The sequence below is a fragment of the Amycolatopsis sp. NPDC051128 genome (assembly GCF_040682715.1).
Classification (GTDB): domain Bacteria; phylum Actinomycetota; class Actinomycetes; order Mycobacteriales; family Pseudonocardiaceae; genus Amycolatopsis.
This window is the reverse complement of the sequence record NZ_JBFBBN010000063.1, coordinates 19,437-44,889: the sequence shown is the minus strand read 5'-3', so window position 1 is coordinate 44,889 and position 25,453 is coordinate 19,437. Positions and strand designations below refer to the sequence as shown.

Here is a 25,453-nt window from a genome sequence, read left to right as displayed (position 1 = left end):
CTATTCGACTCCCATCAGCAGCACGGCGTCCGCCTGGCCACTGGCGTAGCCGGCCAGCTCCACCTCCGGGTGCTCGACCCGCAGCTGCTCCGCGAGCTCCTCGGCGATCCCGGGCGGGGCGGCGGCTCCGCTCAGCACCGTCACCAGCTCCCCGCCGAGCGCCAGCATCCGGTTCAGCACCTTCATCGCGGCCGCGACCAGGTTCGTCCCGGACGCGGGCGCGGGCTCGATCAGCACCACCTCGTCGTCGACCAGGCCGACCACGTCGCCGGACTGGGCCCGGCCCACCCAGGTTAGCGACTCCTCCTGCGCGATCCGCAGTTCGCCACGCCTGGTCGCGGCGGCCGCTTCGGCCATCGCGACGACGTCGTCGTTGGTGCGGCGCCCGGCGTCGTGCACCGCGAGGGCGGCCAGCACCTGCACCGGCGACACGCACGGGATGACCACGACGTCCCGGTCGGCCGCCATCGCGTGCCCGGCCGCGGTGTCGGCCGCCGCGGTGAGGTCGACGCTGCTCGGCAGCACCGTGACGTGCCGCCCGGCGGCCTCGTTGAGCAGGCCGATCATGTCCTCGACGCTCGGCGTCTCACCCTCGGGCACGGCCAGCACCGGGATGCTCTCGGCGCGCAGCAGCTCGGCGAGCGCGCCGCCGTGCACCACGGCGACGACCGTGCGGTCGAGCCCGCCGCCGATTTCGATCGGGGTCGGCGTGAGCAGCGGCTCGACGCGGATCCGGCGCGGGCGGCCCAGCGTGAGCCCGGCCTCGATGGCGGCGCCGATGTCGGCGCAGTGGACGTGCACGGCGTGGCTGCCCGAGCCGTCGCCGGCCACCGTGACGCTGTCGCCGAGGCCGCTCAGCTCCTTGCGCAGGGTCGGCAGGCTCGCCTCGTCGACGCCGTCCAGGAGGTACATGACCTCCCAGGCGTAGGCCTGCGCCACCGGGACCGCGTGGACTTCGAGGGGGTGCTCCGGCTGGAACGCGGTGCCGGTGAGCACGCCGACCAGCGCGTCGAGCACCGCGACGAGGCCGCGCGCGCCCGCGTCGACGACTCCGGCCCTGGCGAGCGCGGGGAGCTGCTCGGGCGTCTTCTCGAGGGCGTACGCGGCCTCTTTCGCGGCGGTCTCGGCGACCTCGCCGAGCGGACGGGTGTCACCGCGCACAGCCGTCGCGACGGCGTGCAGCACGGTCAGGATGGTCCCGGCGACCGGCCGGCTCACGGCGCCGGTGGCGACCTCGTCGGCGTGCCCCAGCGCCTTCGCCAGCCAGGGACCGTCGAGCTCGCCTTCGGCCCGGTCGGCCAGCCCGCGCACCACCTGGGAAAGGATCACGCCGGAGTTGCCCTTGGCCGACGCGACGGCGCCCCGCGCGAGGATCTTCAGCGCCTCGGCGGCGGTTTCCGGCTCGGTGGCGGCCAGTTCCCCGGCCGCGCCGGTCATGGTGAAGAGCATGTTGGAGCCGGTGTCGGAGTCGGCGACGGGGTAGACGTTGATCTCGTCGATCGCCGGGCGCAGGCTCGCGAGACTGTGCACGCAGCCCGCCGCCCAGGCCGACACCGCAGCCGCGTCCAGCACCCGCACTCCGTAACCTCCTACCCGGTCCCGGGCAGCGTATCGACCCGATGCCGGGGGCCGGGAACGCAGTCGTTACTATGGTCGAGTTGCCCAGTGAATCTGGGCTCATCTCTATGACCCAGATCCAAAGGAGTTCGACGTGGCTGCCGTGTGCGACGTCTGTGGCAAGGGACCCGGCTTCGGCAAGTCGGTCTCGCACTCCCACCGCCGTACCAACCGCCGGTGGAACCCGAACATCCAGACCGTCCACGCCAAGGTGGGTGTGTCCCAGCGCAAGCGCTTGAACGTGTGCACCTCGTGCATCAAGGCGGGCAAGGTCGTTCGCGGCTGAGGCGAGAAGTTTTGAGTGGCGGGTGCTCGCGAGAGCACCCGCCATTTTTTTTGCGCCCGGCAGCGTGCCGGAAGCCGGATCTCGCGTGATCAGAGCCGTAACTCGCGTGATTGGAGCCGTAACTCGCGAGTTACGGCCTCAGTCACGCGAGTTACGTCCTCAAGCACGCGAGTTACGGGCTCAGTCACGCGGGTTTCCCCCTGGTCGGAGCCGTCACGCCGGACCGGAAACGAATCTCAGGGAAGTTTCCAGTCGACCGGCTGGGCGCCCTGCTCGACGAGCAGCTGGTTGGCCCGGCTGAACGGACGTGACCCGAAGAAGCCGTTGTGCGCCGAAAGCGGGCTCGGGTGCGCGGACTCGATGCACGGGACGTCGCCCAGCATCGGCCGCAGGTTGCGGGCGTTGCGGCCCCAAAGAATCGCCACCATCGGCTCCGGCCGCGCCGCGAGCGCCTTGATCGCCTGCTCGGTGACGTCTTCCCAGCCCTTGCCCTGGTGCGAGTTCGACTTCCCCGGCTGCACGGTGAGCGCCCTGTTGAGCAGCAGCACGCCCTGCTCGGCCCACGGCGTCAGATCGCCGTTCGACGGCAGCGGGTGACCGAGGTCCTCGGTGTACTCCTTGTAGATGTTGACCAGGCTCTTCGGGATCGGCCGGACGTCCGGCGCCACCGAGAAACTCAGGCCGACCGCGTGCCCGGGCGTCGGGTACGGGTCCTGGCCGACGATCAGCACCCGCACGTCGTGGAACGGCTGCTTGAACGCCCGCAGCACGTGCTCACCCGCCGGCAGGTACGTCCGCCCCGCGGCGATCTCCGCCCGGAGGAACTCCCCCATCGCGGCGACCTGCGGCGCCACCGGTTCGAGGGCCTTCGCCCAGCCTGCCTCGACGATGTCCCGCAGCGGTCGTCCACTCACGGCGCGCAAGCCTACCGGCCGTGGCCGACGTCACCCGCGCGGGTCGAGCCGCCGCAGTTCGGTCCGGAACCGGCGCGCCCGCTCGACGTAGGACTCCACCACCATCGCGATGTTCGCCGCGCTGAAGGACGTGTTCTCCCGCGTCTTTCCCGGCACGCCCAGCGCGATCTCCCCGGACTTCACGCGCGAGCCGTACGACAGCACCGCACCCGCGCCGACCATGCCGCCGTCCTCGATCACCGAGCCGTTCAGCACCACCGAGCCCGACGCGATCAGGCAGCCGGTGCCGATCGTCGCGCCCTCGATGTGCACCGCGTGGCCGACCGCCGACGACGGCCCGAGGATCGTCGGGTGCCGCTCGGTGCAGTGCACCACGCAGCCGTCCTGGATGTTGGAGCGCTCGCCGATCTCGATGTGGCCGTGGTCACCGCGCAGCACCGTCTGCGGCCACACCGACGCGAACGCGCCGATCCGGACGTCGCCGATCACCGTCGCGTCGGGGTGGACGTAGGCGTCGGGGTGGATCGTCGGCTCGAGGGAACCGAGTGCGTAGATCGGCATGCCGCCTCCGGGTGACCGCGGTTTCACGTGCGCTGCGATTGGATCACGGCATCACCGCCAAGCCGCAGACCCGTCCGAGAAGCACCGCGCTCGTGCTCCTCCTCGTCGTGCTGACCTGGCTGCTCAGCCTGCCCGTCGCCTCGCCCGCACTGGCGAACGGCCTCGCCGAGACCCCGCCGATGGGCTGGAACAGCTGGAACCAGGTCCGCTGCCACGACCTGACCGAGCAGGTGGTCGAGCACGCCGCCGACGCGCTCGCCGACACCGGACTGCGCGACGCCGGATACCGCTACGTCGTCGTCGACGACTGCTGGCAGGCGCCGGCGCGCGCGGCGGACGGCTCGCTCCAGGCCGATCCCACCCGCTTCCCGCACGGCATCGCCGACCTCGCCGACTACGTGCACTCCCGCGGCCTGCTGTTCGGCATCTACGCCGTGCCCGGCAGCCGGACCTGCGCGATGGCGAACGACGCCTACCCGGCGTCCGGCATCGGCTCGCTCGGCCACGAACGCCAGGACGCCGAGACGTTCGACCGATGGGGCGTCGACTACCTCAAGTACGACTGGTGCGACGCCGACACCGTCGACGGCCTCGACCGGAAGGCGGCGTTCGAGAAGATGCGCGACGAGCTCGCCGCGCTGCCCCGCCCGATCGTCTACGCGATTTCCGAGTACGGCGTCTCCAGCCCGTGGACCTGGGCCCGGCCGGTGGCGAACCTCTGGCGGACCACCAACGACCTCGTCGCGACCTGGGACTCCGTGCTGGCGACGATCGACCAGCAGGCCGCGGTCGCCACCCACAGCGGCGCCCCGGGCGGCTGGAACGACCCGGACATGCTGCAGGTCGGCAACGGCACGCTCACCGCGGACGAGGCCCGCGCGCACTTCAGCGTCTGGGCCGTGCTGAACGCGCCGCTGTTCGCCGGCACCGACCCGGCGAAGCTGAGCGGCACCGACCTCGCGACGCTCTCCAACGCCGAAGCGATCGCCGTCGACCAGGACTTCGCGGGCGGCCAAGGGCGGCGGCTCGACGCCGGGCCCGGCTACCAGGTGTGGGGAAAACCCTTGTCGGACGGCGGTTTCGCGGTGGTGCTGCTCAACACCGGCAGCACCACCGCGACCGTCTCCGCGTCGATCCCCGGCGCGTGGAACGTCCGGGACCTGTGGGCCCATCAAGATGCCGGGACCGCGGTTTCGGCATCCCTGCGGCCCCATTCCGCGGCCCTGCTGAAGCTCACCCCTCGGTGAGGTCCTTGCCGAAGCAGCGGCTTTCCGGCTCGTTTCGATAGACGCCGAACTTCGGGATCTCGGTGTAGCCCGACGACGTGTAGAGCGCGATCGCCTCCGGCTGTTTCGTCCCGGTCTCCAGGACGGCGCGCTTGCGGCCGCACAACGCCGCCGTGCGCTCCAGCTCGGACAGGATCAACCGCGCGAACCCACGGCCGCGCGCGGAATCGGCGACGTACATCCGCTTGAATTCGGCGTCGCCCGGCTGGAATTCGGGCTCGGGGCCATCGTGGGCGCGCCACGCCCCGCAGGCGACGGCTTCCTCGCCCTGGTAACCGACGAGGAACACACCCTGCGGCGGATCGAAGTCCGCCGGGCTCATCGGGGTGGCGTCCTCGCCGCCGTAGCGCTCGACATATACCTGCTGCACCTCGGCGATGAGCTTGACTGCGTCGGGGTGGTCGTAGGGGACCGGAACGATTCTCACCCCCTCGACCCTAGATCAGCGCCAGTGCGTCCATCCGCCTTCTCGGGTAAAAGGCTTGCCGTCCACGGTGATCCCGGAATCGGCCATCGTGACGACGCCGATCGTGCGCCAGCCCTCGGGGGGTTCGTCGAACGGCGGGAAGGTGGCCACCAGCGCGTGGTCCTCGCCGCCGGTGAGGACCCAGTCGAGGGGGTCCGCGCCGAGCGCGGCGCCGACCTCGGTGAGCCGGGCGGGGATGTCGAGGTCGGCGGTGCGGACGTCGATGCCGACGCCGGAGGCTTCGCCGATGTGGGCGAGGTCGGCCAGCAGCCCGTCGGAGACGTCGATCATCGCCGTGGCCCCGGCCAGCGCGGCGCGCGGGCCGGCTTCGTAGGGCGGTTCCGGGCAGCGTTGCGCGTTGACGACGCCGACCGGTGACCGGAAGCCGCGGCCGAGCACGGCCAGGCCGGCGGCGGCCCAGCCGAGCCGCCCGCAGACCGCGACGACGTCGCCGGGCCGGGCGCCGGAGCGCGTCACCGGTTCGCGGTCGCCGAGGTCGCCGAGCGCGGTGACGCTGATCACCAGCTGGTCGGCGCGCACCATGTCGCCGCCGGAGACGCCGACACCGGCGCGTTCGGCCTCGGCCCACATGCCGTCGGCCAGCCCGGTGACGACGGCGCGCGGGGTGTCCGGCGGGCACGCGAGGCCGACGAGCACCGACGTCGGGCTGGCGCCCATGGCGGCGATGTCGGCCAGGTTGACCGCGACGGCCTTGCGTCCCACCTGTTCGGGCGTGGACCAGTCGAGCCGGAAGTGCACGCCCTGCACGAGCACGTCGGTGCTCGCGACGACGCGGCCGTCGGGAGCGGCGACGACGGCGGCGTCGTCGCCGGGGCCGAGCAGCGTGCCCGGCGGCTGGCGCCGTCCTTCGGTGACGGCGCGGATGAGCGCGAACTCGCCGGTCTCGGCGACCGTTCCGTCGTTCGGTGACACCGGTCACCTCATGCTTTCTCTACCGGGCCAAAGATCGATCACCGATAGTCGGATGCCCTATGTTTTTCCGTGAGCTGGCGATACGTTGCTGATGACGTTCCTACCTTGAGCCGATCGATCCCGACGAAAGGGCGCGCCGTGGTCCACGCATACATCCTCATCCAGACCGAGGTCGGCAAGGCGGCCGCGGTGGCTGCCGAGATCTCCAGCATCCCTGGTGTGACCAGCTCGGAGGATGTCACCGGACCGTACGACGTCATCGTCCGCGCGGCCGCCGACAACGTCGACCAGCTCGGCCAGCTGGTGGTCGCGAAGGTGCAGAACGTGGAGGGCATCACGCGGACGCTGACCTGCCCGGTCGTGCATCTCTGACCTCGAGGTCCGGGGGTCGTCCCCCCGGCGATGTCACTGTGGTGTAGTGGTCGGGTGCCTGAATCCGACACCGGTGCGCCGCCCAAGGTGGTGCTCGTCACCGCGGCCGCGCTCGCCGTCGCCCTGGCGGTCGCCGTCGCCGTGATCGCGTGGACGAAGGGTTCCGAAACTCCGGCGGCGGGCCCGCTCCCGCTGGTCTCGGTGCCGGCCCCGGCCGCTTCCGCCCCGGCCTGCACGACGCTGATGGGCGCGGTGCCGACCGAACTGACGTCCAACGGTGTTTCCCTGAAGGTGCGCGAGCTGGCCGCTCCGGCCCCGCCGGCGACGGTCGCGTGGGGTGCGGAAGATCCGCTGGTGCTGCGGTGCGGCCTGGACCGTCCCCCGGAGCTGACACCGACGGCGGCGCTGCGGCTGGTGAACAAGGTGCAGTGGCTGCAGGTCCCTGGCGAGGGCGCGTCGACGTGGTTCGTGGTGGACCGCGAGGTCTACGCCGCGCTGACGGTGCCGGACAGCGCCGGGACGGGACCGCTGCAGCAGATCTCGGACACGGTCGCGGCGAAGCTGCCGCCGCGACCGCTGCGGTTCTCTTAACGCAGGCCGGTGCCCCGCGCGACCGCCGTCTCGATGAGCGTGGTCAGCAGCGTCGCGTAGTCCATGCCGGTGACCTCCCACATCTTCGGGTAGGCCGACTTCGTGGTGAACCCGGGCATCGTGTTGACCTCGTTGATCGTCAGCTCCCCGTCCGCGCCCACGAAGAAGTCCACGCGGGCCAGGCCCTGGCAGTCCAGCGCCTGGAAGGCCTTCACCGCCATGGCGCGGAGCTTTTCGGTGAGCGCGTCGTCGAGCTTGGCCGGGATGTCCAGCTCGGCGTCGTCGCCGAGGTACTTGGTTTCGAAGTCGTACCAGGCGTCTTCGTCCTCGGACAGCACGCGAATCTCGGCCGGCAGCGACGCTTCGACCCGGCCGTCCGGGAATTCGAGGACACCGCACTCGACTTCGCGGCCGACGACGGCGGCCTCCACGAGGACCTTGGGATCGGTCTCGCGGGCGAGTTCGATGGCGGCGTCCAGCTCGTCCCACCCGGCGACGCGCGTGATGCCGACGGACGACCCGGCGCGCGACGGCTTGACGAACACCGGCAGGCCCAGCTTTTCGCGGTCTTCGGCATCCAAAGTGGACTGCCCACGGCGGAGCGCGGCGTAGGTGCCGACCGGAAGCCCTTCGGCGGCAAGGAGTTTCTTCGCGGTCTCCTTGTCCATGGCGGCCGCGCTGGCCAGGACGCCGGGCCCGACGTACGGGATGCCGGCGAGCTCGAGGAGCCCCTGGATGGTGCCGTCCTCACCGAAGGCGCCGTGCAGCACCGGGAAGACGACGTCGACGCGGGACAGCGTTTCGCTTTCCCGGCCGGGTTCGACGGCCACGAGCCCCTGGCTGGAGGGATCACCGGCGAGGACGAGCCCCTTGCCGTCCTCGACCGACGGGAGTTCGCGGCCGCGGATGGCGAGCTGGGCGGAGTCGCCGGAACCGAGCACCCAGCGGCCTCCGCGGGTGATCCCGACCGGGACCGCCTCGAACCGCTCCGGGTCGAGGTTGCCCAGGACGCTGCCCGCGGACAGGCACGAGATGGTGTGCTCGCTGCTACGCCCGCCGAACACGACCGCCACCCGGATCTTCTCGCTCATGGTGAGCCACCGTACCCGGTGACCTCGCCGAACAGCCGAGCCCCGTGCGGCGAACGCCAGGTCCGCGGCGACGAACGCAACCGTGACGGCCCTGGCACGTCTGGTACGTCGAGGCACCGCTGGGCCGGCGAAGGGCCGCAACGCAAGGCCCACCCTCCCTTGGGGGACCACCCCGTCTTCAGCGTATCGAGCCTGCCTGACGAAAAGCCGGGACAAGCCTGCGGCGGGGCCTCGTTGTCCACATCACGGCTGGGCTGTGGACAACCCTCCTCAGCGCGGCCGAAAAGCCAGCGCCGCCACCCAACACCTCCCGCGTATCCCCCGGCCCAAGCCTCAACGGAGCAGCGCGACCAACCTCGGCATCAGCGCCCCACCAACGCCTCCCGCATACCCCGCCCAAGCGCCCCAATGTGGCGTTGGTTGCATCCAGCGCACCCAACGCCACATTCGGTGCATCCAACGCACCCAACGCCACATTCGGTGCACCCAACGCACCCAACGCCACATTGGGGCGCTCGAAACCCACCCTCAGCGCAGCAGCGCGACCAACGTCGGCAAAGCCGCCACCAACGCCTCCCGCGAACATCCCGCGTACCCGATCGCGACGCCGTGCGCCGTCGGCGTCCCGGCGAAGTGCCGCGCCAGCCCGTCCAGCCGGATGCCCCGCCGCTCCGCCGCCGCGATCACCGAGACCTCCACCTCGGCCGACGGGAACGGCACCACCAGGTGCGCGCCCGCGTCGTCGCCGCGGACCGGGATGCCCGCCGAAGCCAGCGCTTCCGCCAGCAACGTCCGCCGTTCGGCCATCTCACGGCGGAGCTTGCGCAGGTGCCGGCCCAGATCCCCGTTGCGGGCGAACTCGTACAGCACCCGCTGCCCCGCCGGCGACGGCCGGGTGCCGGTCAGGTCGCGGTACGCCAGCACCGCCGACGTGATCGCCTCCGGCGCCACCATCCACCCCGCGCCGAGCGTCGGCGTGAGGATCTTCGAAGTCGTCCCCAGGTGCGCCACGACGTCCGGTGCCAGCGAGGCCAGCATCGGCAACGGCGCGACGTCGAAGCGCAGCTCACCGTCGTAGTCGTCCTCGATGACCAGCATGGAGGAAGCGCGCGCCAGCTCCACCAGCGAAACCCGCCGCGCCGCGCTCAGCCTGCTGCCCATCGGGTACTGGTGCGCCGGCGAGCAGTACACCGCCCGCGCGCCGGCGGGGATCGCGTCCGGCCGCAGCCCTTCGTCGTCCACCGGCACGCCCACGACGCGCATGCCCGCGTGGAGGAACGCCTGCACCGCCCGCTGGTACCCGGGCTCTTCGACGGCGACGACGTCCCCGCGGTCGAGCACCGCGGCAGCCAGTTCGACCACCGCGGCCGTCGTCCCGCCGGTGGCCAGCACCGAGCCGGCGGCGAGGCCGCGGTGGCGCAGCAGGTGCTCCGAGACCGCCGCGCGGTACTCCGGCAGCCCGGCGCGGTGGGCGCGGATCAGCGGGTCCGGGTCGGCGGCGGCACGCCAGGCGCGGCGCCAGGCCGCGCGGTCCAGCCCGGCCGCCCACGGCGTGCCGGGACCGAGGTCGAGCAGCGAGGGCGGCGAGACCTCGACCGCGGGAACTGAAGGCGCCGGGGCCTCGGAAGCCGAAAACGAAGGCGGGGTGGTCACGTAGGTGCCGGAGCCGTGCCGCCCGGCGATCCAGCCCTCGGCGTGCAGCTGCTCGTAAGCCGCCGACGTCACCGTGCGGCTGACGCCGAGACGGCCGGCCAGCGCCCGCGTCGACGGGAGCCGGTCGCCGCCGCGCAGGTGCCCGGACGCGGCGGCTTCCCGCAGCGCGTCGGCGAGCTGGACGGCCAGGGGCGTGACGGCCTCGCGGTCGAGGCTGACCGGGAGCGCGGTGTCGGCGTGGGACACGGGACCTCCTCAAGTGGACTTCCCAAGTGTACGAGAAGTGGCCGTTTTCCGAGTCCACTGCACCAGGAGACGCTGGTCGCATGCTCTCCACCACGCCTCGCACCACGCTCGGCCGCAAGAAGCACCGCGCCGTGACCGACCGTTCGGTGCTCTACGAAGTCCTGGACGAGGGTCTGATCTGCCACCTCGGCGTCGTCCGCGACGGGGTGCCCCTGGTCCTCCCGACCGGCTACGGCCGCGACGGCGACACGCTCTACCTCCACGGTTCGACCGGTGCGGCCAGCCTCCGCACGGCGGCGCGAGAGATCGACGTCTGCGTCACGGTCACCCTGCTCGACGGCATCGTCTACGCACGGTCGGTGAACAACCACTCGATGAACTACCGCAGCGCCGTCATCCTCGGCCAGGCGAAGCCGGTCCTGGACGCCGAAGCGAAGATGCACGGCCTGAAGGTGCTCACCGACCACCTCGCGCCCGGCTCGTGGGAGCACGCGCGCGAGGTCAACGACAAGGAGTTCGCCGCGGTGAGCGTGCTCTCCCTCGACCTCGGCGAAGCGTCGGTGAAGATGCGCGCCGAGGGCCCGGACGACGAGCCGGACGACGTCGGCGCGGACACCGCCTGGGCGGGCGTGCTGCCGGTCCGGACGGTCTTCGGCGCCCCCGAGCCGTCGGCCGACCTCTCCCCCGGCTGGACGACCCCGCCGCACGTCACCGGTCGTGAGTGAGAAATCACGACGAGGCGAGCGGCAGCCGAACGGTGAACACCGTCCGGCCCGGCTCTGACGAAACCGACACCGTGCCGCCGTGCGCCGTCACCAGGGACTGGACCACCGACAGCCCGAGCCCGGTGCCGCCGTTTCCGCGCGTGCGCGAATCGTCGACGCGGAAGAACCGGTCGAAGATCCGCTCCTGATCGGCCGGCGCGATCCCGGGCCCGGCGTCGGCCACCGTGACGACGGCTTCGGCGCCCTCCACCGCCACGGAAAGCCGCACCGCCGTCCCGGGCGGGGTGTGCACGGCGGCGTTGGCCAGCAGGTTGTCGAGCACCTGACGCAGCCGCACCGGATCGGCGGCCACCGCCGCCGCACCCAACGAGGTGGTCAGCGGGTGGCCGGGGCGGCCGGCGGCGAACGCGTCCGCCGCGTCCCCGGCCAGCTCGGCCAGGTCGACCCGCTCCGGCCGCAACGGCGTCTCGGCGGCCCGCGCGTCGAGGCGGGCCAGCAGCAGGAGGTCGTCGACGAGCACGGTCATCCGCGCGGTCTCCTCGCGGATCTTCGCCAGGTGCGCCTCCCGCTCCGCCGGTTCGTTCGCCGCGGCGTAGCGGAAGAGGTCGGCGTAACCGCGGATCGACGTCAGCGGCGTCCGCAGCTCGTGGGACGCGTCCGCGACGAACCGGCGCAGCCGCTCGTTCGCCTCCGTCTTCGCCGCCAGGGACGTGTCGATGTGCGCCAGCATCACGTTGAACGCCGTCCGCAGCTCTTCGACTTCGGCGCCGCCGCCGGTGCCGGCCGCGCGCACCGGCAGATCGGGGTCCGCGGTGAGGTCGTGGGACGCGATGTCGTGCGCCGTGCCGGCCATGTCGGCCAGCGGACGCAGGCCGCGGCGCAGCACCAGCCGTCCGACGACCACCAGCACGGCCAGCGCGAACGCGAACGCGCCGACCTCGACCCAGATCAGCTGCCGGACCGTGCCGTCGAGGTCCTTCTGCGGCGCGGCGCTCAGCAGCACCGAATCGGTGTCGACCGGACAGGCGCGCACCCGGTACGGCCCGTCGTCGCGCAGGTGGACGGTGCGCGTGACGTCGCCGCCGATCGCGTCGACGGCGATCTTCGCCAGCTGCTCGGCGTCCCCGGGCAACTGGCCGCCCGGCTCGGAGATCGCGACGCCGTCCTGCACCTTGTACAGCGCCGAGTACCACGAGTACACCGACTGCGGCGACCCGTGCGTCTTGCGCAGCATCGGCAGCTGCGTGTTCTGGCTCTTGGACAGCTGCTCGTCGAGCCGCCGGTCGAGGTAGCCGCGCATGATCCCGACCGTCGTGACGCCGACGACGGCGAACACCACCAGGGCGAGTACGCCGAGGCCCAGCGCGATCCGGGTGCCCAGCCGCGTACGTTGCCAGGCTTCGTACCACCGGCGGAAGGCGCGCCTCACCGGTGGACCTGGCGCACGACGTAGCCGACGCCGCGCACGGTGTGGATCAGTGACTCGGCGGCGTCCGCGTCGATCTTGCGCCGCAGGTGCGAGATGACCAGTTCGACCACATTGGACCGGCCGCCGAAGTCGTACTCCCAGACGTGGTCGAGGATCTGCGCCTTCGTCAGCACCGACGGCGACCGGCGCAGGAGGTAGCGCAGCAGCTCGTACTCGGTCGGGGTCAGCTCGGCCAGGCGGTCACCGCGGCGGACCTCACGGGTGTCCTCGTCCAGGGTCAGGTCGCCCACCCGCAGCACCGCGCCGCGCGCCGCCTGGTGCGTGACACCGGTGCTGCGCCGGAGCACCGCGCGCAGCCGCGCCATCAGCTCCTCGACCGAAAACGGCTTCACGAGGTAGTCGTCACCCCCGCGGGTGAGCCCGGCGATCCGGTCGGCCGTCGCGTCCTTGGCCGTGAGGAACACCACGGGCACCGCGTTGCCGTTCTCGCGGAGACGGTCCAGCACGGTGAAGCCGTCCAAATCGGGCAGCATCAGGTCGAGCACGACGATGTCCGGGCCGAACGCCGCCGCTTCGGTCAGCGCGGCCTTGCCGGACCCGGCCGTGACCGCCTGCCAGCCCTCGTACCGGGCGACGGTGGCGACGAGGTCGGCGATGTGCGGCTCGTCGTCGACGACGAGCAGGCGCACGGGTTCGGGGGTCTGCACCACCCCATCTTCTCCCGGCGCGCGCGCCGGGAGCGACCGGTGGCGAGGGCCGACAGGAATCCGACAGCCCGCACCCAGACTCGCCACAGGCTGCGTGGCGAGGCTGGCGGTCGTGAACCGAACCGAAGGGGAATCCGTGTGAGCACCATGACGCAGACCGCCGAGGCCACGCGCTCGGCGATCCGCCCCCGGATCGCCGCGAAATCCGGCCTCTTCCTTTTCCTGGGCGCCAACGTGGGCGCCGTCACTGTCCTGTTCGCCCAGGCCGGGGTGTCGCAGAACGTGCTGATCACCATCGGCAGGCTCGCCGGGATGTACGGCGCGCTGGCGATGGCGTTCCAGCTGTTGCTGGTGGCGCGGCTGCCCTGGCTGGACCGGCGGATCGGGATGGACCGGCTGACCACCTGGCACCGCTGGACCGGCTTCACGATCCTGTGGACGCTGCTGGGACACCTGGTGTTCATCACCTTCGGCTACGCGGAGGTTTCGGACAAGGGCGTCGTCGACGAGCTGGTGGAGATGGCGAACCAGCTCGAAGGCATCCTGCGCGCGCTGGTCGCGTTCGCGGTGATCCTCATCGTCGGGGCCGCTTCGGCGAAGTTCGCGCGCCGGCGGCTGGCCTACGAGACGTGGCACTTCATCCACCTCTACACCTATGCCGCGGTCCTGCTGGCGTTCACCCACCAGATCGCGCTGGGCCAGTCGTTCGCCGGCTCGGACACGGCGAAGGCGTACTGGTGGACGCTCTGGCTCGGCGCCGGCGCCGCCGTCCTCGCCGGCCGCGTCGTGCTGCCGCTGTGGCGGAACCTGCGCCACCAGCTGCGCGTCACGGCGGTGGTTTCCGAGGGCCCGGACGTGGTTTCGGTGTACATGACCGGCAAGCACCTCGACAAGATGCCGGCCAGGGCGGGGCAGTTCTTCCTGTGGCGGTTCCTCACGAAGGACCGCTGGTGGCAGGCCAATCCCTTCTCGCTGTCCGCCGCGCCCGACGGCCGCACCCTGCGGCTGACCGCGAAGGCCCTGGGCGGTTCGAGCGCCGGGCTGCGCGATCTCGCGGTCGGGACCCGGGTGTTCGCCGAAGGCCCGTACGGCGCCTTCACGACGATCCACCAGAAGCAGCCCAACGCGCTGCTCGTGGCGGGCGGCGTCGGCATCACGCCGATCCGCGCGCTGCTGGAGGACATCGACGGCCACGTCGTCGTGCTGTACCGGGTCCGCAACCAGGCCGACGCGGTGCTGCTGCCGGAGCTGAACGACCTCGCCAAGGCGCGCGGGGCCATGGTGAGCCTCCTCACCGGACCGGACCAGGCGGTGGGCCCGCGCGGCGTGATGCTCGGCCCGGCGAACCTGCACATGATGGTGCCGGACGTGCACGAGCGGGACGTGTTCGTCTGCGGCCCGCCGGGGATGACCGCGGCCGTGCTGCGCAGCCTGCGCGAGCTGAAGGTGCCGAGCGCCCAGGTCCACGCCGAACGCTTCAGCCTCGCGGCCTAGGGGGATCATCTCGTGAAGAAGACCATCTTCGTCGTCGCGCTGTCGATCGCGGGGTTCATCGCGGTCTGGCGGTTCGAACCGGAACCGGTGCGCGCCGCCGCCGTCGCCCAGGCGCCGCCGAGCATCACGGCACCGTCCACATCGGCCGCGCCGTCGACGGCTCCATCCAGTTCGGACAGTACAAACGCGACAGTGACGACCCAGGGCACCCCGGAATCCAGCAACTACGGCACCGTGCAGGTGCAGGTGACCTTCACCGGCGCCCGGCTCACCGCCATCACGTTGCTGCGGGCCCCGGACAGCGGGCGCTCGCTCACCGCCCTGCCGCGCCTGCAGGAAGAGGCGATGAAAGCGCAGAGCGCCGACATCGACACGGTGACCGGCGCGACCGAGACGAGCGAGTCGTACAAGACGTCGCTGCAGGCCGCGATCGACGCGAGAGGGAACCGATGACCACCCGCGTCGAACAGGTGATGGGGCTGCCGATCTCCCTCGATCTGCGTGACGAAGGAGACTTCGCCGAGGTCGTCGACGAGGTGTTCACCTGGTTCCGCGAGGTCGACGCCCGGTTCAGCCCCTTCAAGGAGGACAGCGAGGTCAGCCGGTACGACCGCGGCGAGCTGACGGCCGCCGAGCTGAGCGACGACCTCCTGGAGGTGCTGGAGCTTTGCGCGTACTACGAGCAGCTCTCCGGCGGCGCGTTCCGCGCGCGGCTCCCCGGCCGCGGCCTCGACCCGTGCGCGGTGGTCAAGGGCTGGGCGGTGCAGCGCGCCGCCGACCTGCTCAAGGCCGAGGGCGCGGCCACGTTCTGCCTCAACGCCGGCGGCGACGTCGTCACCGCGGGCGAGCCGGAGCCGGGCCGCCCGTGGCGGGTCGGCGTGCGGCACCCCGAGCAGCCCCTCGCCGTGTGCGCGGTGCTGGAGTCGCGCAACGGCGCGATCGCGACGTCGGCGGCCTACGAGCGCGGTTCGCACATCCTCGACGGCCGCTCCGGCACCCCGGCGACCGGGCTGATGAGCGTCACCGTCGTGGCCGGCGACCTGGTGACCGCGGACGCGCTGGCCACCGCGGCGTTCGCGATGGGCGCCGAGGGCATCACCTGGGCGGCCGACCGGCCGGACTGCGAGATCCTCATCGTCGACGACAGCCGGCGGATGCACCGGACGGCGGGCCTGGCGCTGGCGTCCTGAAATCCGTTCGCCGTCTCGCGGGCACTCGGCCAGACTCGGACGTCCGCTGTGCCCGATTCCCGAGGAGCCCCATGCCGTCGTCCGTGCTGAACGTTTCCGTCGACTGCGCCGACCCGTACACACTGTGCCAGTTCTGGAGCCAGGTCACCGGGAGGCCGATCCCGGACACCGACCAGCCCGGTGACGACGAAGTCGGGGTCGAACTCAACGACGGGACGACACTGCTCTTCCTGCGCGTGCCCGAACCGAAGACGGTGAAGAACCGCCTCCACCTGTGCCTGCAGCCCGATATCCCGCGCGACGAGGAGGTCGGGCGGCTGCTGGGTCTGGGCGCGAAGCTCGTCGACGACCGCCGCAACCCCGACGGCACCGGCTGGGCCGTGCTCACCGACCCGGAGGGCAACGAGTTCTGCGTGCTGCGCAGCGCCGCCGAACGCGCGGCGACGTCGTGACGGACTCGTTCGCCGTCAACAAGGCCAACTGGGACGAACGCGCGGTGCTGCACGCGGCGTCGCCGGACTACGGGTTCGCCCGGTACACGTCGGACCCGGCGCACCTGAGCACCGTCGTGCGGTTCGACCGGCCGCGGCTGGGCGACATCACCGGGCTGCGCGCGGTACACCTGCAGTGCCACCTCGGCACGGACACGGTGTCGCTCTCGCGGCTCGGCGCGTCGATGACGGGCCTGGACTTCTCGGGGGCGGCACTGGCGGAAGCGCGGCGGTTCGCTGCCGCGGCCGGCGCCGAGATCGACTTCCACGAGGCGAACGTGTACGACGCCGTTTCGGTGCTGGGCGCCGGGCGGTTCGACCTGGTCTACACCGGAATCGGCGCGTTGTGCTGGCTGCCGTCGGCCGCGCGCTGGGCCGCCGTCGTCGCGGGCCTGCTGCGGCCGGGCGGACGGCTGTTCATCCGCGAAGGACACCCGATGCTGGGGACGCTGGACGACAAGACAGACCCGGCGGTGCCGCGGTACCCGTACTTCGAGCACACCGAGCCGCTCGTGTTCGACGAGCCGGGCAGCTACGTCGAGGTGCACGGCGAGCAGAACCACACCGTGACCCACGAGTGGGCCCACTCCGTCGGGGAAATCATCACCTCGCTGCTGGAGAACGGGATGACGCTGACCGGGTTCGCCGAGCACGACAGCGTCCCGTGGAACGCGCTGCCCGGCCAGATGGCGTGCGACCCGGCCGGCGAGTGGCGGCTGAAGGACACGCCGTCCCGGCTCGCGGCGAGCTACACGCTTCAGGCGGTCAAGAACGCCTGAATAAGGTGACCGCATGCCCTTGATCGCGGTCGCCACGCTGGGCGGCACCATTTCGATGGCCCCCGTCCCCGGCGAAGCCGGCGCCGTGCCCCGGCTCGGCGCGGCCGAGCTGCTCGGCGACCTCGGCGACCTGCCGATGGACGTCCTGGCGGAGACGCTCGCCGGGATCGGCAGCGCGTCGATGGACTTCGCGACGCTGGTGCGGTGCCGCGAATGGGGATTGCGGCAGGAAGCCGACGGTTTCGTGGTCGTGCAAGGCACCGACACCCTCGAAGAGACGGCGTACTTCCTCGACCTCTGCTGGCCGTCCGAGGTCCCGGTGGTGGTCACCGGGGCGATGCGCCACGCGGGCCTGCTCAGCGCGGACGGCCCGGCGAACCTGCGGAACGCGCTGACCGTCGCCGCCGATCCGCGCAGCCGGGGCCGGGGCGCGCTGGTGACGCTGAACGACGACGTGCACGCGGCGCGCTGGGTGCGGAAGGCGCATTCGAGCCACCTGGACGCGTTTTCGTCGGCGCCCGCGGGGCCGCTCGGCATGGTCGTCGAGCACGCGGTGCACTACTTCCACCCGTCGCCGCCGCGGCCGCCGTTGCTGGCCGGTCGCGACTTCGGCGGGCTGGTCCCGGTGGTCGAAGCCGGCCTGGACGATCCGGGCACGGTGCTGGCGCACACGGCCGCTCTTCCGGAGGTGCGCGGGGTGGTGGTGGCCGCGACCGGCGCGGGACACGTTTCCGCCGGCACGGCCGAGGTGATCGAACGGCTGGTCGCGCGGATGCCGGTCGTGGTCGCGTCCCGGACGGGCGCGGGCCCGACGCTGCGGTCGACGTACGGCTTCCGCGGCTCGGAGTCGAGCCTGATCGCGATGGGCGCGACGACGGCCGGCTGGCTGGACGCGCGGAAGTCGCGCGTCCTGCTGCACACCCTGCTGGCCGGCGGCGCGGACCGGGAGACGATCGAACGCGAGTTCCGCCTGCGCGGCGACCTGGACTGACGGCTCGGCGAGTCTCTGACGGCCACCATCAGGGCATCCAGTGTCGCGCGTCCGAGGTGCGTTGACAGGGGCCCTGGGTTGCGCCCCAATGTGGCGTTGGTTGCATTGGACGCACCGAACGCCACATTGGGTGCGCTGGACGCACCGAACGCCACATTGGGGCGCTTGGCCCGAACGTCGAACAACTTGCGACGCGCGACACGAACGCTCTGAAGGTGGCCGTCAGAGGCTTTGGGGAGCCGCCTCAGCCAAGGACCGGGCCGCCGAGCGGGTCCAGGTGGTACGGGCGCATCGCGCGGCCCGCGTCCCGGTAGACGTGGACCGACACCGCCGGGTCCGGGCCGTCGTTGCGGACCTCGTGCACGTAGCCCGGTCCGAAGACCCGCGACTGTCCCGCCGACAGCGCGTGCAGCTCGGTGACCGCGCGGCCGTCCGGTGCCCGGCGCGCCACGGCCTCCGTCAGGTGGCCGTTGACCACGGTGAACGCGCCGCTGGCGAACGCGTGGTCGTGCAGGTCGGTGTGCTGGCCGGGCAGCCAGCCCATCAGCCACACCTCCTGCTGTTCGTCCTTGGAGACCAGCGTCGCGAAGCGCTCGTCGGGGTCGTAGCGCAGCAGGTGGCGCCAGCGGTCGCGGTCGGCGGCGACCTCCAGCGCGACACGCACCGGGTGGCGCAGCGCGGGGTTTTCGGGACGCAGCAGGGTGTTGTCGGGAACGGCGAACATGAGGGTCCTCACGGAAGAAAAGGGGTGTCGAGCTGGGCCGGGGCTGGGTTCACCGACAACAGCGACACGCGCGCACAACGGCGCGGCGGTCGAAGCGACCCCGCGACTCGGTCATGACGTGCGCGAACATGACGATCAGAGTCCCAGCGCGCCCGGCCCCGGTCAAGCCGCTCCCACCATCCGGGCGGTAGGTACTGTGCCGTTCGTTACCAATCCGACCACAGTCACGGCCGGACGGCTTTCGTAGTTATGGCACGTACCGCTCGAGGGCCGGCCTACTTTTGGCCGGATCGGTAACACCCTCAGGACCACTCGTGCTTCTGCGACCGCCCGAGCAGCTCGGCCCCGGCCCGCCGCGGGTCGACGCCTTCGTGGCACACGCGGTGCATCGCGTCGGTGATCGGCATGTCGACCCCGAGGCTTTGCGCCAGCGCCCGGATCGACGAGCACGACATGACGCCCTCGGCGACCTGCCCACCGGCCGCCGCCTGCGCCTGCTCCAGGGTCTCGCCGCGGCCGAGGCGCTCCCCGAACGTCCGGTTGCGCGAAAGCGGCGACGAGCACGTCGCCACCAGGTCGCCGACGCCGGCGAGCCCGGCGAACGTCAGCGGGTCGGCGCCCAGTTTCGCGCCGAGCCGGGCCATCTCGGCCAGGCCGCGGGTGATCAGCGTCGCCATCGTGTTCGTGCCGAGGCCGAGGCCCGCGGCCATCCCGCAGCTGAGCGCGATCACGTTCTTGCACGCCCCGCCGAGCTCGCAGCCGACGACGTCGGTGTTCGTGTACGGCCGGAAGTAGGAGTTGGCGCAGGCGCGCTGGATCGCGACCGCGCGGTCGTGGTCGGCGCACGCCAGCACCGACGCGGACGGCTGGCCGGCGGCGATCTCCTTGGCCAGGTTCGGCCCGGTGACGACGACGACCTCGCCGGCGTCGATCCCGACGATCTCGCCGATCACCTCGCTCATCCGCTTGAGTGTGCCGAGCTCCACGCCCTTGGCCAGGCTGACGAGGATCGCCTCGGGCGGCAACAGGCCGCGCCACGACGTCAGGTTCGCCCGCAGGCTCTGGCTTGGCACCGCGAGCACGACGGCTTCGGCGTCGTCGAGGGCCTTCGCCGGGTCGCTGGTGGCGGTGACGGTTTCCGGCAGCCCGACGCCGGGCAGGTACGCGCTGTTGACGTGGCGCTCACGGATGTCCTCGGCGACCTGTTCGCGGCGCGCCCACATCGTGACGTCACGGCCGGCGTCGCCGAGCACCTTCGCGAAGGCGGTGCCCCACGAACCGGCGCCGAGCACGGTGACCCGCTGCACGTCGGCGCGCATCAGACGGGATCCCCCGGCTTCGTCACCGGCGGTTCCTCGTGCCGGATCTCGGCGAGCAGCCGGGTCACCTCGTCCATCATGACCTTGGTGACTTCGCGCAGCTTCGACGCGCTGCGGGTGTTGCCGCCGCGGTAGACGGACAGGTCGAGCGGGTCGCCGACGGAGTGGGTGATCGTCTTGCGCGGCAACGGCGTGAACTTCTTCGTGTAGCCGTCGAAGATCTGGTTGGTGCCCCAGCGCGCGATCGGGATGACGGGGACGTCGTTCTGCAGCGCGAGCCGGGCGGCGCCGGTGAAGGACTCCTTCGGCCAGCCGGCCGGGTCCTTGGTGATGGTGCCTTCGGGATAGATGACGACGACCTTGCCGTCTTCGAGCGCCTGGTGGGCAGCCTTGAGGCTGTCCCCGGCGGCGGCCGACCCCCGCGAGACGGGGATCTGCCCGGACCCGGAGACGATCGGGCCGAGGATCGGCGCGCGCGTCAGGCTCTCCTTGAAGAGAAAACGCGGGACGCGCTTCTGCCGGTGCACGAACACGGCGTCCACGGCGGGGTCGAGGTGCGAGATGTGGTTCATGACGAGCAGCGCGGGACCCTGCCGCGGAATCTTCTCGGCCCCGACGTAGACCCGGCGGGCCATCGCCGTCAGCGGGTAGAACAGTACGGCGGCGAGCCCCACCCAGAAGCCGCCCTTCTCACGCCGGGCCACGATCTCCTCCTCCACGTCTCACGTCCGCCCCAGATCCTGCCGCGCCGGGGTCCGGGCGGTCCAGGGAGGGTGGGTTGACGCCGAGGTAGGCGGCGGCCGGCGGGCCGGGAGGGTCATCGGTGAGCCGGCGCCAGGCGCGCGCACCCCACCGTTCCGGCCGCCCGAGGACCGCGCGGCTTCCCACCACACGGCCCGCTCCCAGGTCAGGGTCCCGGCAAAGTCTCTTGGGCAGGGTCGCATGACGGTTTCTTGGTCGCGAATGACTCATTCGAGACCTCGCAGGTCCCCAATGGGTCATTCGCGACCCACGCCGAGCGCCGAGCCCGCCCCCACCACAAAGCCCGCCCCCACCACAAAGCCCACCCCCACCACAAAGCCCACCCTCCCTGGGGGCCACCCCGTCTCAAGCGTATCGGCGACCACCGACGTGAACCGCCCGCCGGAGACCCCGCACCCGGACCTGTCCACATCACTCGTCGCCTGTGGACAACCCGCCCCGGTCCCCGGCACCGGCCGATCGTTTCCGGTAAAGATGGACACGTGGACGTGGACCTGGTCGTGCCGATGAAACACCCCCGCGAGGGCAAGTCGCGGCTGCGTGGCGCCGTCGAGGCGGACCGGCACCCCGGGCTGGTCCTGGCGCTGGCCGCCGACACCCTCGCCGCCGTGGTCTCGGCCGGGTGCGTGCGGCGGGTGCTGCTCGTCGCGGCCGATCCCGCGGCCGTCGCCGAGCTGGCCGAGCTCGGCGTCGAGATCGTCACCGAAACCGCGGAGAAAAGCCTCAACGCCGCCTTCCGCCATGGCGAAGCCCTGCTCCGCGCCGACGATCCCCACGCCGTCGTCGGGGCTCTTCAAGCCGACCTGCCCGCCCTGCGCGCCGGCGATCTCTCGGCCGCTCTCGCCGAGGCGGCCGGCCGGCGGGCGTTCGTCGCCGATCGCCAGGGCACCGGCACCACCCTGCTGCTGTCCGCGCCCGGAAAACCCCTCGACCCGCGCTTCGGCCCCGGATCGTCCCGGAAGCACGCGGCGTCCGGCGCCGTGCCGCTGGCGCGACAGCTCCCGACCCTGCGCAGCGACGTCGACACCCCGGAAGACCTCGCCCACGTGCGCGGCCTGGGTGTCGGGAAACACACCGCCGCCCGGCTCGGCGAACCCTGCGCCGCACCGCGCTGAGCTGTTCATCTGACCTTCACCGCGGCCTGCGCAATCCGGCCTGGCGTAGTGAACAATGGGGGCCGTGAGCACAGACGACGGCGGCACGCCCGCACCCCGGAGGCGACGGAACCCGGCGAGTGGATCTTCGGAGACGGCGAAGAAGACCACGGCGGCCAAACCGGCCGCGGCCAAGAAGGTCCCGTCGAAGTCCACCGCGCGCGACACCGCGGCCCGTGCCACCGCCGGCAAGGCGAGAATCCGCAAGACCACCGCCGCCGCGGCCACCCCGGCGACGACCCGCCGACGCAGCGCCGCGCAGGGCAACCCGCGCGGCGCCGAGGAGTTCCGCGTCGTCCCGTCGGCGCCGCCCGCGGTCACCGCCGCGCCGACCGCCGTCGAGACGCTGCCGGACGACCGGTACTTCAACCGCGAGCTGTCGTGGCAGGACTTCAACTCCCGCGTGCTCGCGCTGGCGGAAGACGAGTCGCAGCCGCTGCTCGAACGCGCGAAGTTCCTCGCCATCTTCGCGTCCAATCTGGACGAGTTCTACATGGTCCGCGTCGCCGGCCTGAAGCGCCGCGACGAGACCGGCCTGCTGGTGCGCAGCGCGGACGGGCTCACCCCGCGCGAGCAGCTGGACTACATCTCCAAGCGCAACCAGGACCTGGTCGAGCGGCAGACCGGCGCGTTCGAGAAGCACCTGCGCCCGCAGCTCGCCGAGCACGACATCCTGATCGTCGGCTGGGCGGACCTCACCGGCGCCGACCAGCTGCGCCTGTCCAGCTACTTCTCCGAGCAGATCTTCCCGGTGCTGACGCCGCTGGCGGTCGATCCGGCGCACCCGTTCCCCTACATTTCGGGCCTTTCGCTCAACCTGGCGGTCACGGTGCGCGACCCGGAAGGCGGCACCGAGCGGTTCGCCAGGGTGAAGGTGCCGAGCAACGTGCCGCGGCTGATGCGCGTCGAGACCGAGCGGACCAGCCGGACCGCGACGTTCCTCCCGCTCGAGGAGCTCATCTCGGCGCACCTGGGCGAGCTGTTCACCGGCATGGACGTCACCGAGCACCACGTGTTCCGCGTCACCCGCAACGCCGACTTCGAGGTCGACGAAGACCGCGACGAAGACCTGCTGCAGGCGCTCGAGCGCGAACTGGCGCAGCGCCGGTTCGGCCCGCCGGTGCGCCTCGAGGTCGCGCAGGACATGAGCGAGCACATGCTCGAACTGCTGCTGCGCGAGCTGGACGTCGACCCGGCGGACGTCGTCGAGGTCCCCGGCCTGCTGGACCTGACCTGCCTGCACCAGCTGTCCGGTGTGGACCGCAAGGAGCTCAAGGACCGGCCGTTCGTCCCGGCGACGCACCCGGCGTTCGGCGAGCGCGAGACACCGAAGAGCGTCTTCGCGACCCTGCGCGAGGGTGACGTGCTGGTGCACCACCCGTACGACTCGTTCTCCACGAGCGTCCAGCGGTTCATCGAGCAGGCGGCGGCCGACTCGAAGGTCCTGGCGATCAAGCAGACGCTGTACCGGACGTCGGGCGACTCCCCGATCGTCGACGCGCTGATCGACGCCGCGGAGGCGGGCAAGCAGGTCGTCGCGCTGGTCGAGATCAAGGCGCGGTTCGACGAGCAGGCGAACATCACCTGGGCGCGGACACTGGAGCGCGCGGGCGTGCACGTGGTGTACGGCCTGGTCGGGCTGAAGACGCACTGCAAGGTGTCGATGATCGTGCGCCAGGAGGGCTCGACCATCCGCCGGTACTGCCACATCGGCACGGGCAACTACAACCCGAAGACCGCGCGGCTCTACGAGGACATCGGCCTGTTCACCGCCGACCCGAGCATCGGCGCGGACGTCACGGACCTGTTCAACGTGCTCACCGGCTACTCGCGGCAGGACACCTACCGGACGATCCTGACGTCGCCGCACGGGATCCGCCGCGGCATCGTGCGCGCGATCGGCGAGGAGATCGAACTGGCGCGGGCCGGGCAGCAGGCCGGGATCCGGATCAAGTGCAACTCACTGGTCGACGAGCAGATCATCGACGCGCTCTACCACGCGTCGCAGGCCGGGGTGCCGGTCGAGATCGTGGTGCGTGGCATCTGCACGCTGAAGCCCGGCGTGGAAGGGCTTTCCGAGAACATCCACGTCCGGTCGATCCTGGGCCGGTTCCTGGAGCACTCGCGGGTCTTCCACTTCCGTGCGGGCGGGACGCACTGGATCGGCAGCGCGGACATGATGCACCGGAACCTGGACCGGCGGATCGAGGCGCTGGTGCGGGTGAAGGACCTGAAGCTGACCCGCCAGCTCGACGACATGTTCGAATCGGCGCTGGACCCGGCGACACGGTGCTGGGTGCTGACCGCGAGCGGCGAGTGGTCGCCGTTCCCGGCGGACGGTTCGCGGGTGCGGGACCACCAGGTGGAGCTGGCGAAGCTGCACGGGGCCGCCGGATGACCCAGGAGGTACGGGCGGCCGGCGCGGTGCTGTGGCGCGTCGCCGGGCGGGCGACGGAGGTCGCCCTGGTGCACCGCCCGCGGTACGACGACTGGTCGTTGCCGAAGGGGAAGCTCGATCCGGGCGAGACGATCGCCGAGGCCGCGGTGCGGGAGGTCCGGGAGGAGACCGGCTTCGCGGCGGTCCTGGGCCGGTACCTGACGCGGACGGCGTACCCGGTGCCGGCGCGGAACGGGTCCGGGACGGTCCCGAAGACCGTCGACTACTTCGCGGCGGAGGCGGTGTCGGGCGAGTTCGCGGCGAACGACGAGGTGGACGAGCTGCGCTGGCTGGCCCCGACGGCGGCGGAGAAGCTGCTGACGCGGCCGGAGGACGTGCGGGTGCTGCGGGCGTTCTGCGAGCTGCCGGTGGGGTTGACGACGGTGTTGCTGGTGCGGCACGCGAAGGCGGGCAAGCGGGACGAGTGGACCGGTGACGACGATCTGCGGCCGTTGTCGGAGGCGGGGCTGCGGCAGGCGGCGGCGTTGCGGCGGGTGCTGGCGTTGTTCGCGCCGGAGCGGGTGTTGTCGGCGCCGCGGTTGCGGTGTGTGCAGACGGTGCACGGGATCGCGGAGGACGTCGGGTCCGAGGTGCGGCACGAGCCGTTGTTGTCGGAGCAGGGTTATTGGCCGGATCCGGTGCTGGGGGTGGCGCGCTTGCTGGCGGTGGCCGGCGACGGCGGGACACCGGTGGTGTGCAGCCAGGGCGGGGTGATCCCGGACCTGGTGAGCACCCTGGCGGACCGCGACGGCGTCGAGCTGCCGGCGGCGCGGGGCGCAATGGTCCCGAGCAAGAAGGGTTCGTTCTGGGTGCTGTCGTTCCGCCCCCCGACGGCCGAGACAGGCCCGCAACTGCTGGCGGCGGACTACCACCCGAGCGCCCTCCCGGCCCCCTCCCCCAGCCACCCCTGACCGAAGCCCCGGCCGCACGAACGCGCCAAAGGTGACGTTGGGACGCGCTCGTCCCGCCTCACCGGGCACCGCGCACCGGACGCCCCCAATGTGGCGTTGGGTGCGTCCAGCGCACCCAATGTGGCGTTCGGTGCGTCCAACGCACCCAACGCCACATTGGGGCGCACGAGCGAGCCCCGAGCACACTGACCTGCGCGGCCGGCGCCCAACGCGACGACCGACCCGCACCGAAGCGGTCGCCGGACGCAGCGCGCGAGTACGCGGCTTCACCGCGCGCGCCGGCAACACGGCAAAGACAGCACATTGACAGTCGATCTTGGTGTA

Annotated in this window: 26 protein-coding genes; 14 read left to right on the top strand and 12 right to left on the bottom strand. The window is 71.8% G+C overall.

Translation table 11 applies throughout. The annotated features are described in order from the left end of the window. The gene (locus tag AB0M82_RS40400) at nt 1-1,578 is read right to left on the bottom strand and encodes a DAK2 domain-containing protein (protein WP_364734044.1); all 1,578 of its coding nucleotides are present in this window, start codon (nt 1,576-1,578) and stop codon (nt 1-3) included. Between the two features lie 133 nt (nt 1,579-1,711). Between AB0M82_RS40400 and rpmB the strand changes: the two genes are divergently transcribed. Further along, nucleotides 1,712-1,903, top strand: a complete 192-nt coding sequence (gene rpmB / locus AB0M82_RS40395; protein WP_003091970.1) for a 50S ribosomal protein L28 — start codon at nt 1,712-1,714, stop codon at nt 1,901-1,903. A 236-nt stretch (nt 1,904-2,139) separates the two neighbouring features. Here rpmB and AB0M82_RS40390 read toward each other — a convergent pair whose 3' ends face one another. Together AB0M82_RS40390 and AB0M82_RS40385 are read right to left on the bottom strand one after the other, a co-directional pair. Next, nucleotides 2,140-2,817, bottom strand: coding sequence for a uracil-DNA glycosylase (locus AB0M82_RS40390; RefSeq protein ID WP_364734041.1), 678 nt, complete (start codon nt 2,815-2,817; stop codon nt 2,140-2,142). 30 nt (nt 2,818-2,847) lie between these two features. After that, nucleotides 2,848-3,378, bottom strand: a complete 531-nt coding sequence (locus tag AB0M82_RS40385) for a gamma carbonic anhydrase family protein (protein ID WP_364734038.1) — start codon at nt 3,376-3,378, stop codon at nt 2,848-2,850. A 92-nt stretch (nt 3,379-3,470) separates the two neighbouring features. Between AB0M82_RS40385 and AB0M82_RS40380 the strand changes: the two genes are divergently transcribed. After that, nucleotides 3,471-4,625, top strand: a complete 1,155-nt coding sequence (locus AB0M82_RS40380) for a glycoside hydrolase family 27 protein (RefSeq protein ID WP_364734035.1) — start codon at nt 3,471-3,473, stop codon at nt 4,623-4,625. Here the strand turns inward: AB0M82_RS40380 and AB0M82_RS40375 are convergent. Continuing rightward, a complete protein-coding gene (locus AB0M82_RS40375) occupies nt 4,612-5,091 on the bottom strand; it encodes a GNAT family N-acetyltransferase (RefSeq protein ID WP_364734032.1) in 480 nt (159 codons plus the stop codon). The two genes, AB0M82_RS40380 and AB0M82_RS40375, sit on opposite strands and share 14 nt — an antisense overlap. A gap of 15 nt (nt 5,092-5,106) precedes the next feature. Further along, complete coding sequence (locus AB0M82_RS40370; RefSeq protein WP_364734029.1) at nt 5,107-6,063, bottom strand: thiamine-phosphate kinase; 957 nt, start codon at nt 6,061-6,063, stop codon at nt 5,107-5,109. A 138-nt stretch (nt 6,064-6,201) separates the two neighbouring features. Between AB0M82_RS40370 and AB0M82_RS40365 the strand changes: the two genes are divergently transcribed. Both AB0M82_RS40365 and AB0M82_RS40360 read left to right on the top strand, forming a co-directional pair. After that, nucleotides 6,202-6,435, top strand: coding sequence for an Lrp/AsnC ligand binding domain-containing protein (locus tag AB0M82_RS40365; RefSeq protein WP_003091994.1), 234 nt, complete (start codon nt 6,202-6,204; stop codon nt 6,433-6,435). A gap of 54 nt (nt 6,436-6,489) precedes the next feature. Beyond that, nucleotides 6,490-7,026: a DUF3515 domain-containing protein gene (locus AB0M82_RS40360; protein ID WP_364734026.1), complete on the top strand. Its 537-nt coding sequence runs from the start codon at nt 6,490-6,492 to the stop codon at nt 7,024-7,026. On the opposite strand, the gene AB0M82_RS40355 is transcribed toward AB0M82_RS40360, so the two are convergent. Beyond that, the gene (locus AB0M82_RS40355) at nt 7,023-8,117 is read right to left on the bottom strand and encodes a D-alanine--D-alanine ligase family protein (protein WP_364734023.1); all 1,095 of its coding nucleotides are present in this window, start codon (nt 8,115-8,117) and stop codon (nt 7,023-7,025) included. The genes AB0M82_RS40360 and AB0M82_RS40355 overlap by 4 nt on opposite strands. Before the next feature lie 528 nt (nt 8,118-8,645). Then, nucleotides 8,646-10,016, bottom strand: coding sequence for a PLP-dependent aminotransferase family protein (locus tag AB0M82_RS40350; protein WP_364734020.1), 1,371 nt, complete (start codon nt 10,014-10,016; stop codon nt 8,646-8,648). Nucleotides 10,017-10,096: 80 nt separating this feature from the next. Between AB0M82_RS40350 and AB0M82_RS40345 the strand changes: the two genes are divergently transcribed. Further along, nucleotides 10,097-10,741, top strand: a complete 645-nt coding sequence (locus tag AB0M82_RS40345; RefSeq protein WP_364734017.1) for a pyridoxamine 5'-phosphate oxidase family protein — start codon at nt 10,097-10,099, stop codon at nt 10,739-10,741. 4 nt (nt 10,742-10,745) lie between these two features. Here AB0M82_RS40345 and AB0M82_RS40340 read toward each other — a convergent pair whose 3' ends face one another. Next, complete coding sequence (locus tag AB0M82_RS40340) at nt 10,746-12,170, bottom strand: HAMP domain-containing sensor histidine kinase (protein ID WP_364734014.1); 1,425 nt, start codon at nt 12,168-12,170, stop codon at nt 10,746-10,748. Continuing rightward, complete coding sequence (locus tag AB0M82_RS40335; protein ID WP_364734011.1) at nt 12,167-12,877, bottom strand: response regulator transcription factor; 711 nt, start codon at nt 12,875-12,877, stop codon at nt 12,167-12,169. The genes AB0M82_RS40340 and AB0M82_RS40335 overlap by 4 nt, the downstream gene beginning before the upstream one ends. 147 nt (nt 12,878-13,024) lie before the next feature. Between AB0M82_RS40335 and AB0M82_RS40330 the strand changes: the two genes are divergently transcribed. The 6 genes from AB0M82_RS40330 (at nt 13,025) to AB0M82_RS40305 (ending at nt 17,822) form a co-directional block, all read left to right on the top strand. Next, on the top strand, nt 13,025-14,371 hold the full coding sequence (locus AB0M82_RS40330) for a ferredoxin reductase family protein (RefSeq protein ID WP_364734065.1): 1,347 nt from the start codon (nt 13,025-13,027) through the stop codon (nt 14,369-14,371). 12 nt (nt 14,372-14,383) lie between these two features. Further along, nucleotides 14,384-14,824 (top strand): FMN-binding protein, encoded by a 441-nt coding sequence (locus AB0M82_RS40325; protein WP_364734008.1) that lies wholly within the window; start codon nt 14,384-14,386, stop codon nt 14,822-14,824. Next, on the top strand, nt 14,821-15,561 hold the full coding sequence (locus AB0M82_RS40320; RefSeq protein WP_364734005.1) for an FAD:protein FMN transferase: 741 nt from the start codon (nt 14,821-14,823) through the stop codon (nt 15,559-15,561). The genes AB0M82_RS40325 and AB0M82_RS40320 overlap by 4 nt, the downstream gene beginning before the upstream one ends. 71 nt (nt 15,562-15,632) lie before the next feature. Next, the gene (locus AB0M82_RS40315) at nt 15,633-16,013 is read left to right on the top strand and encodes a VOC family protein (protein ID WP_364734002.1); all 381 of its coding nucleotides are present in this window, start codon (nt 15,633-15,635) and stop codon (nt 16,011-16,013) included. Continuing rightward, complete coding sequence (locus AB0M82_RS40310) at nt 16,010-16,831, top strand: class I SAM-dependent methyltransferase (RefSeq protein WP_364733999.1); 822 nt, start codon at nt 16,010-16,012, stop codon at nt 16,829-16,831. The genes AB0M82_RS40315 and AB0M82_RS40310 overlap by 4 nt, the downstream gene beginning before the upstream one ends. Before the next feature lie 13 nt (nt 16,832-16,844). Further along, nucleotides 16,845-17,822: an asparaginase gene (locus tag AB0M82_RS40305; protein ID WP_364733997.1), complete on the top strand. Its 978-nt coding sequence runs from the start codon at nt 16,845-16,847 to the stop codon at nt 17,820-17,822. A 244-nt stretch (nt 17,823-18,066) separates the two neighbouring features. Here the strand turns inward: AB0M82_RS40305 and AB0M82_RS40300 are convergent, their stop codons facing one another. The 3 genes from AB0M82_RS40300 to AB0M82_RS40290 form a co-directional block, all read right to left on the bottom strand. Then, nucleotides 18,067-18,546, bottom strand: coding sequence for a cysteine dioxygenase family protein (locus AB0M82_RS40300; protein ID WP_364733994.1), 480 nt, complete (start codon nt 18,544-18,546; stop codon nt 18,067-18,069). Nucleotides 18,547-18,848: 302 nt separating this feature from the next. Further along, nucleotides 18,849-19,865 (bottom strand): NAD(P)H-dependent glycerol-3-phosphate dehydrogenase, encoded by a 1,017-nt coding sequence (locus AB0M82_RS40295; protein ID WP_364733991.1) that lies wholly within the window; start codon nt 19,863-19,865, stop codon nt 18,849-18,851. Beyond that, nucleotides 19,865-20,584, bottom strand: coding sequence for a lysophospholipid acyltransferase family protein (locus tag AB0M82_RS40290; RefSeq protein WP_364733988.1), 720 nt, complete (start codon nt 20,582-20,584; stop codon nt 19,865-19,867). Before AB0M82_RS40290 ends, AB0M82_RS40295 begins: the two co-directional genes overlap by 1 nt. Nucleotides 20,585-21,109: 525 nt before the next feature. Here AB0M82_RS40290 and cofC point away from each other — a divergent pair. Genes cofC through AB0M82_RS40275 form a run of 3 tightly spaced genes read left to right on the top strand, consistent with a single transcriptional unit; the run spans nt 21,110 to nt 25,129 of the window. Continuing rightward, nucleotides 21,110-21,742 carry a 2-phospho-L-lactate guanylyltransferase gene (gene cofC, locus AB0M82_RS40285; RefSeq protein ID WP_364733985.1) on the top strand — a complete coding sequence of 211 codons (633 nt, stop codon included), beginning with the start codon at nt 21,110-21,112 and terminating at the stop codon, nt 21,740-21,742. Nucleotides 21,743-21,797: 55 nt separating this feature from the next. Further along, nucleotides 21,798-24,179, top strand: a complete 2,382-nt coding sequence (locus AB0M82_RS40280) for an RNA degradosome polyphosphate kinase (RefSeq protein WP_364733982.1) — start codon at nt 21,798-21,800, stop codon at nt 24,177-24,179. After that, nucleotides 24,176-25,129 (top strand): NUDIX hydrolase, encoded by a 954-nt coding sequence (locus AB0M82_RS40275; RefSeq protein ID WP_364733979.1) that lies wholly within the window; start codon nt 24,176-24,178, stop codon nt 25,127-25,129. Before AB0M82_RS40280 ends, AB0M82_RS40275 begins: the two co-directional genes overlap by 4 nt. Nucleotides 25,130-25,453: the final 324 nt, after the last annotated feature.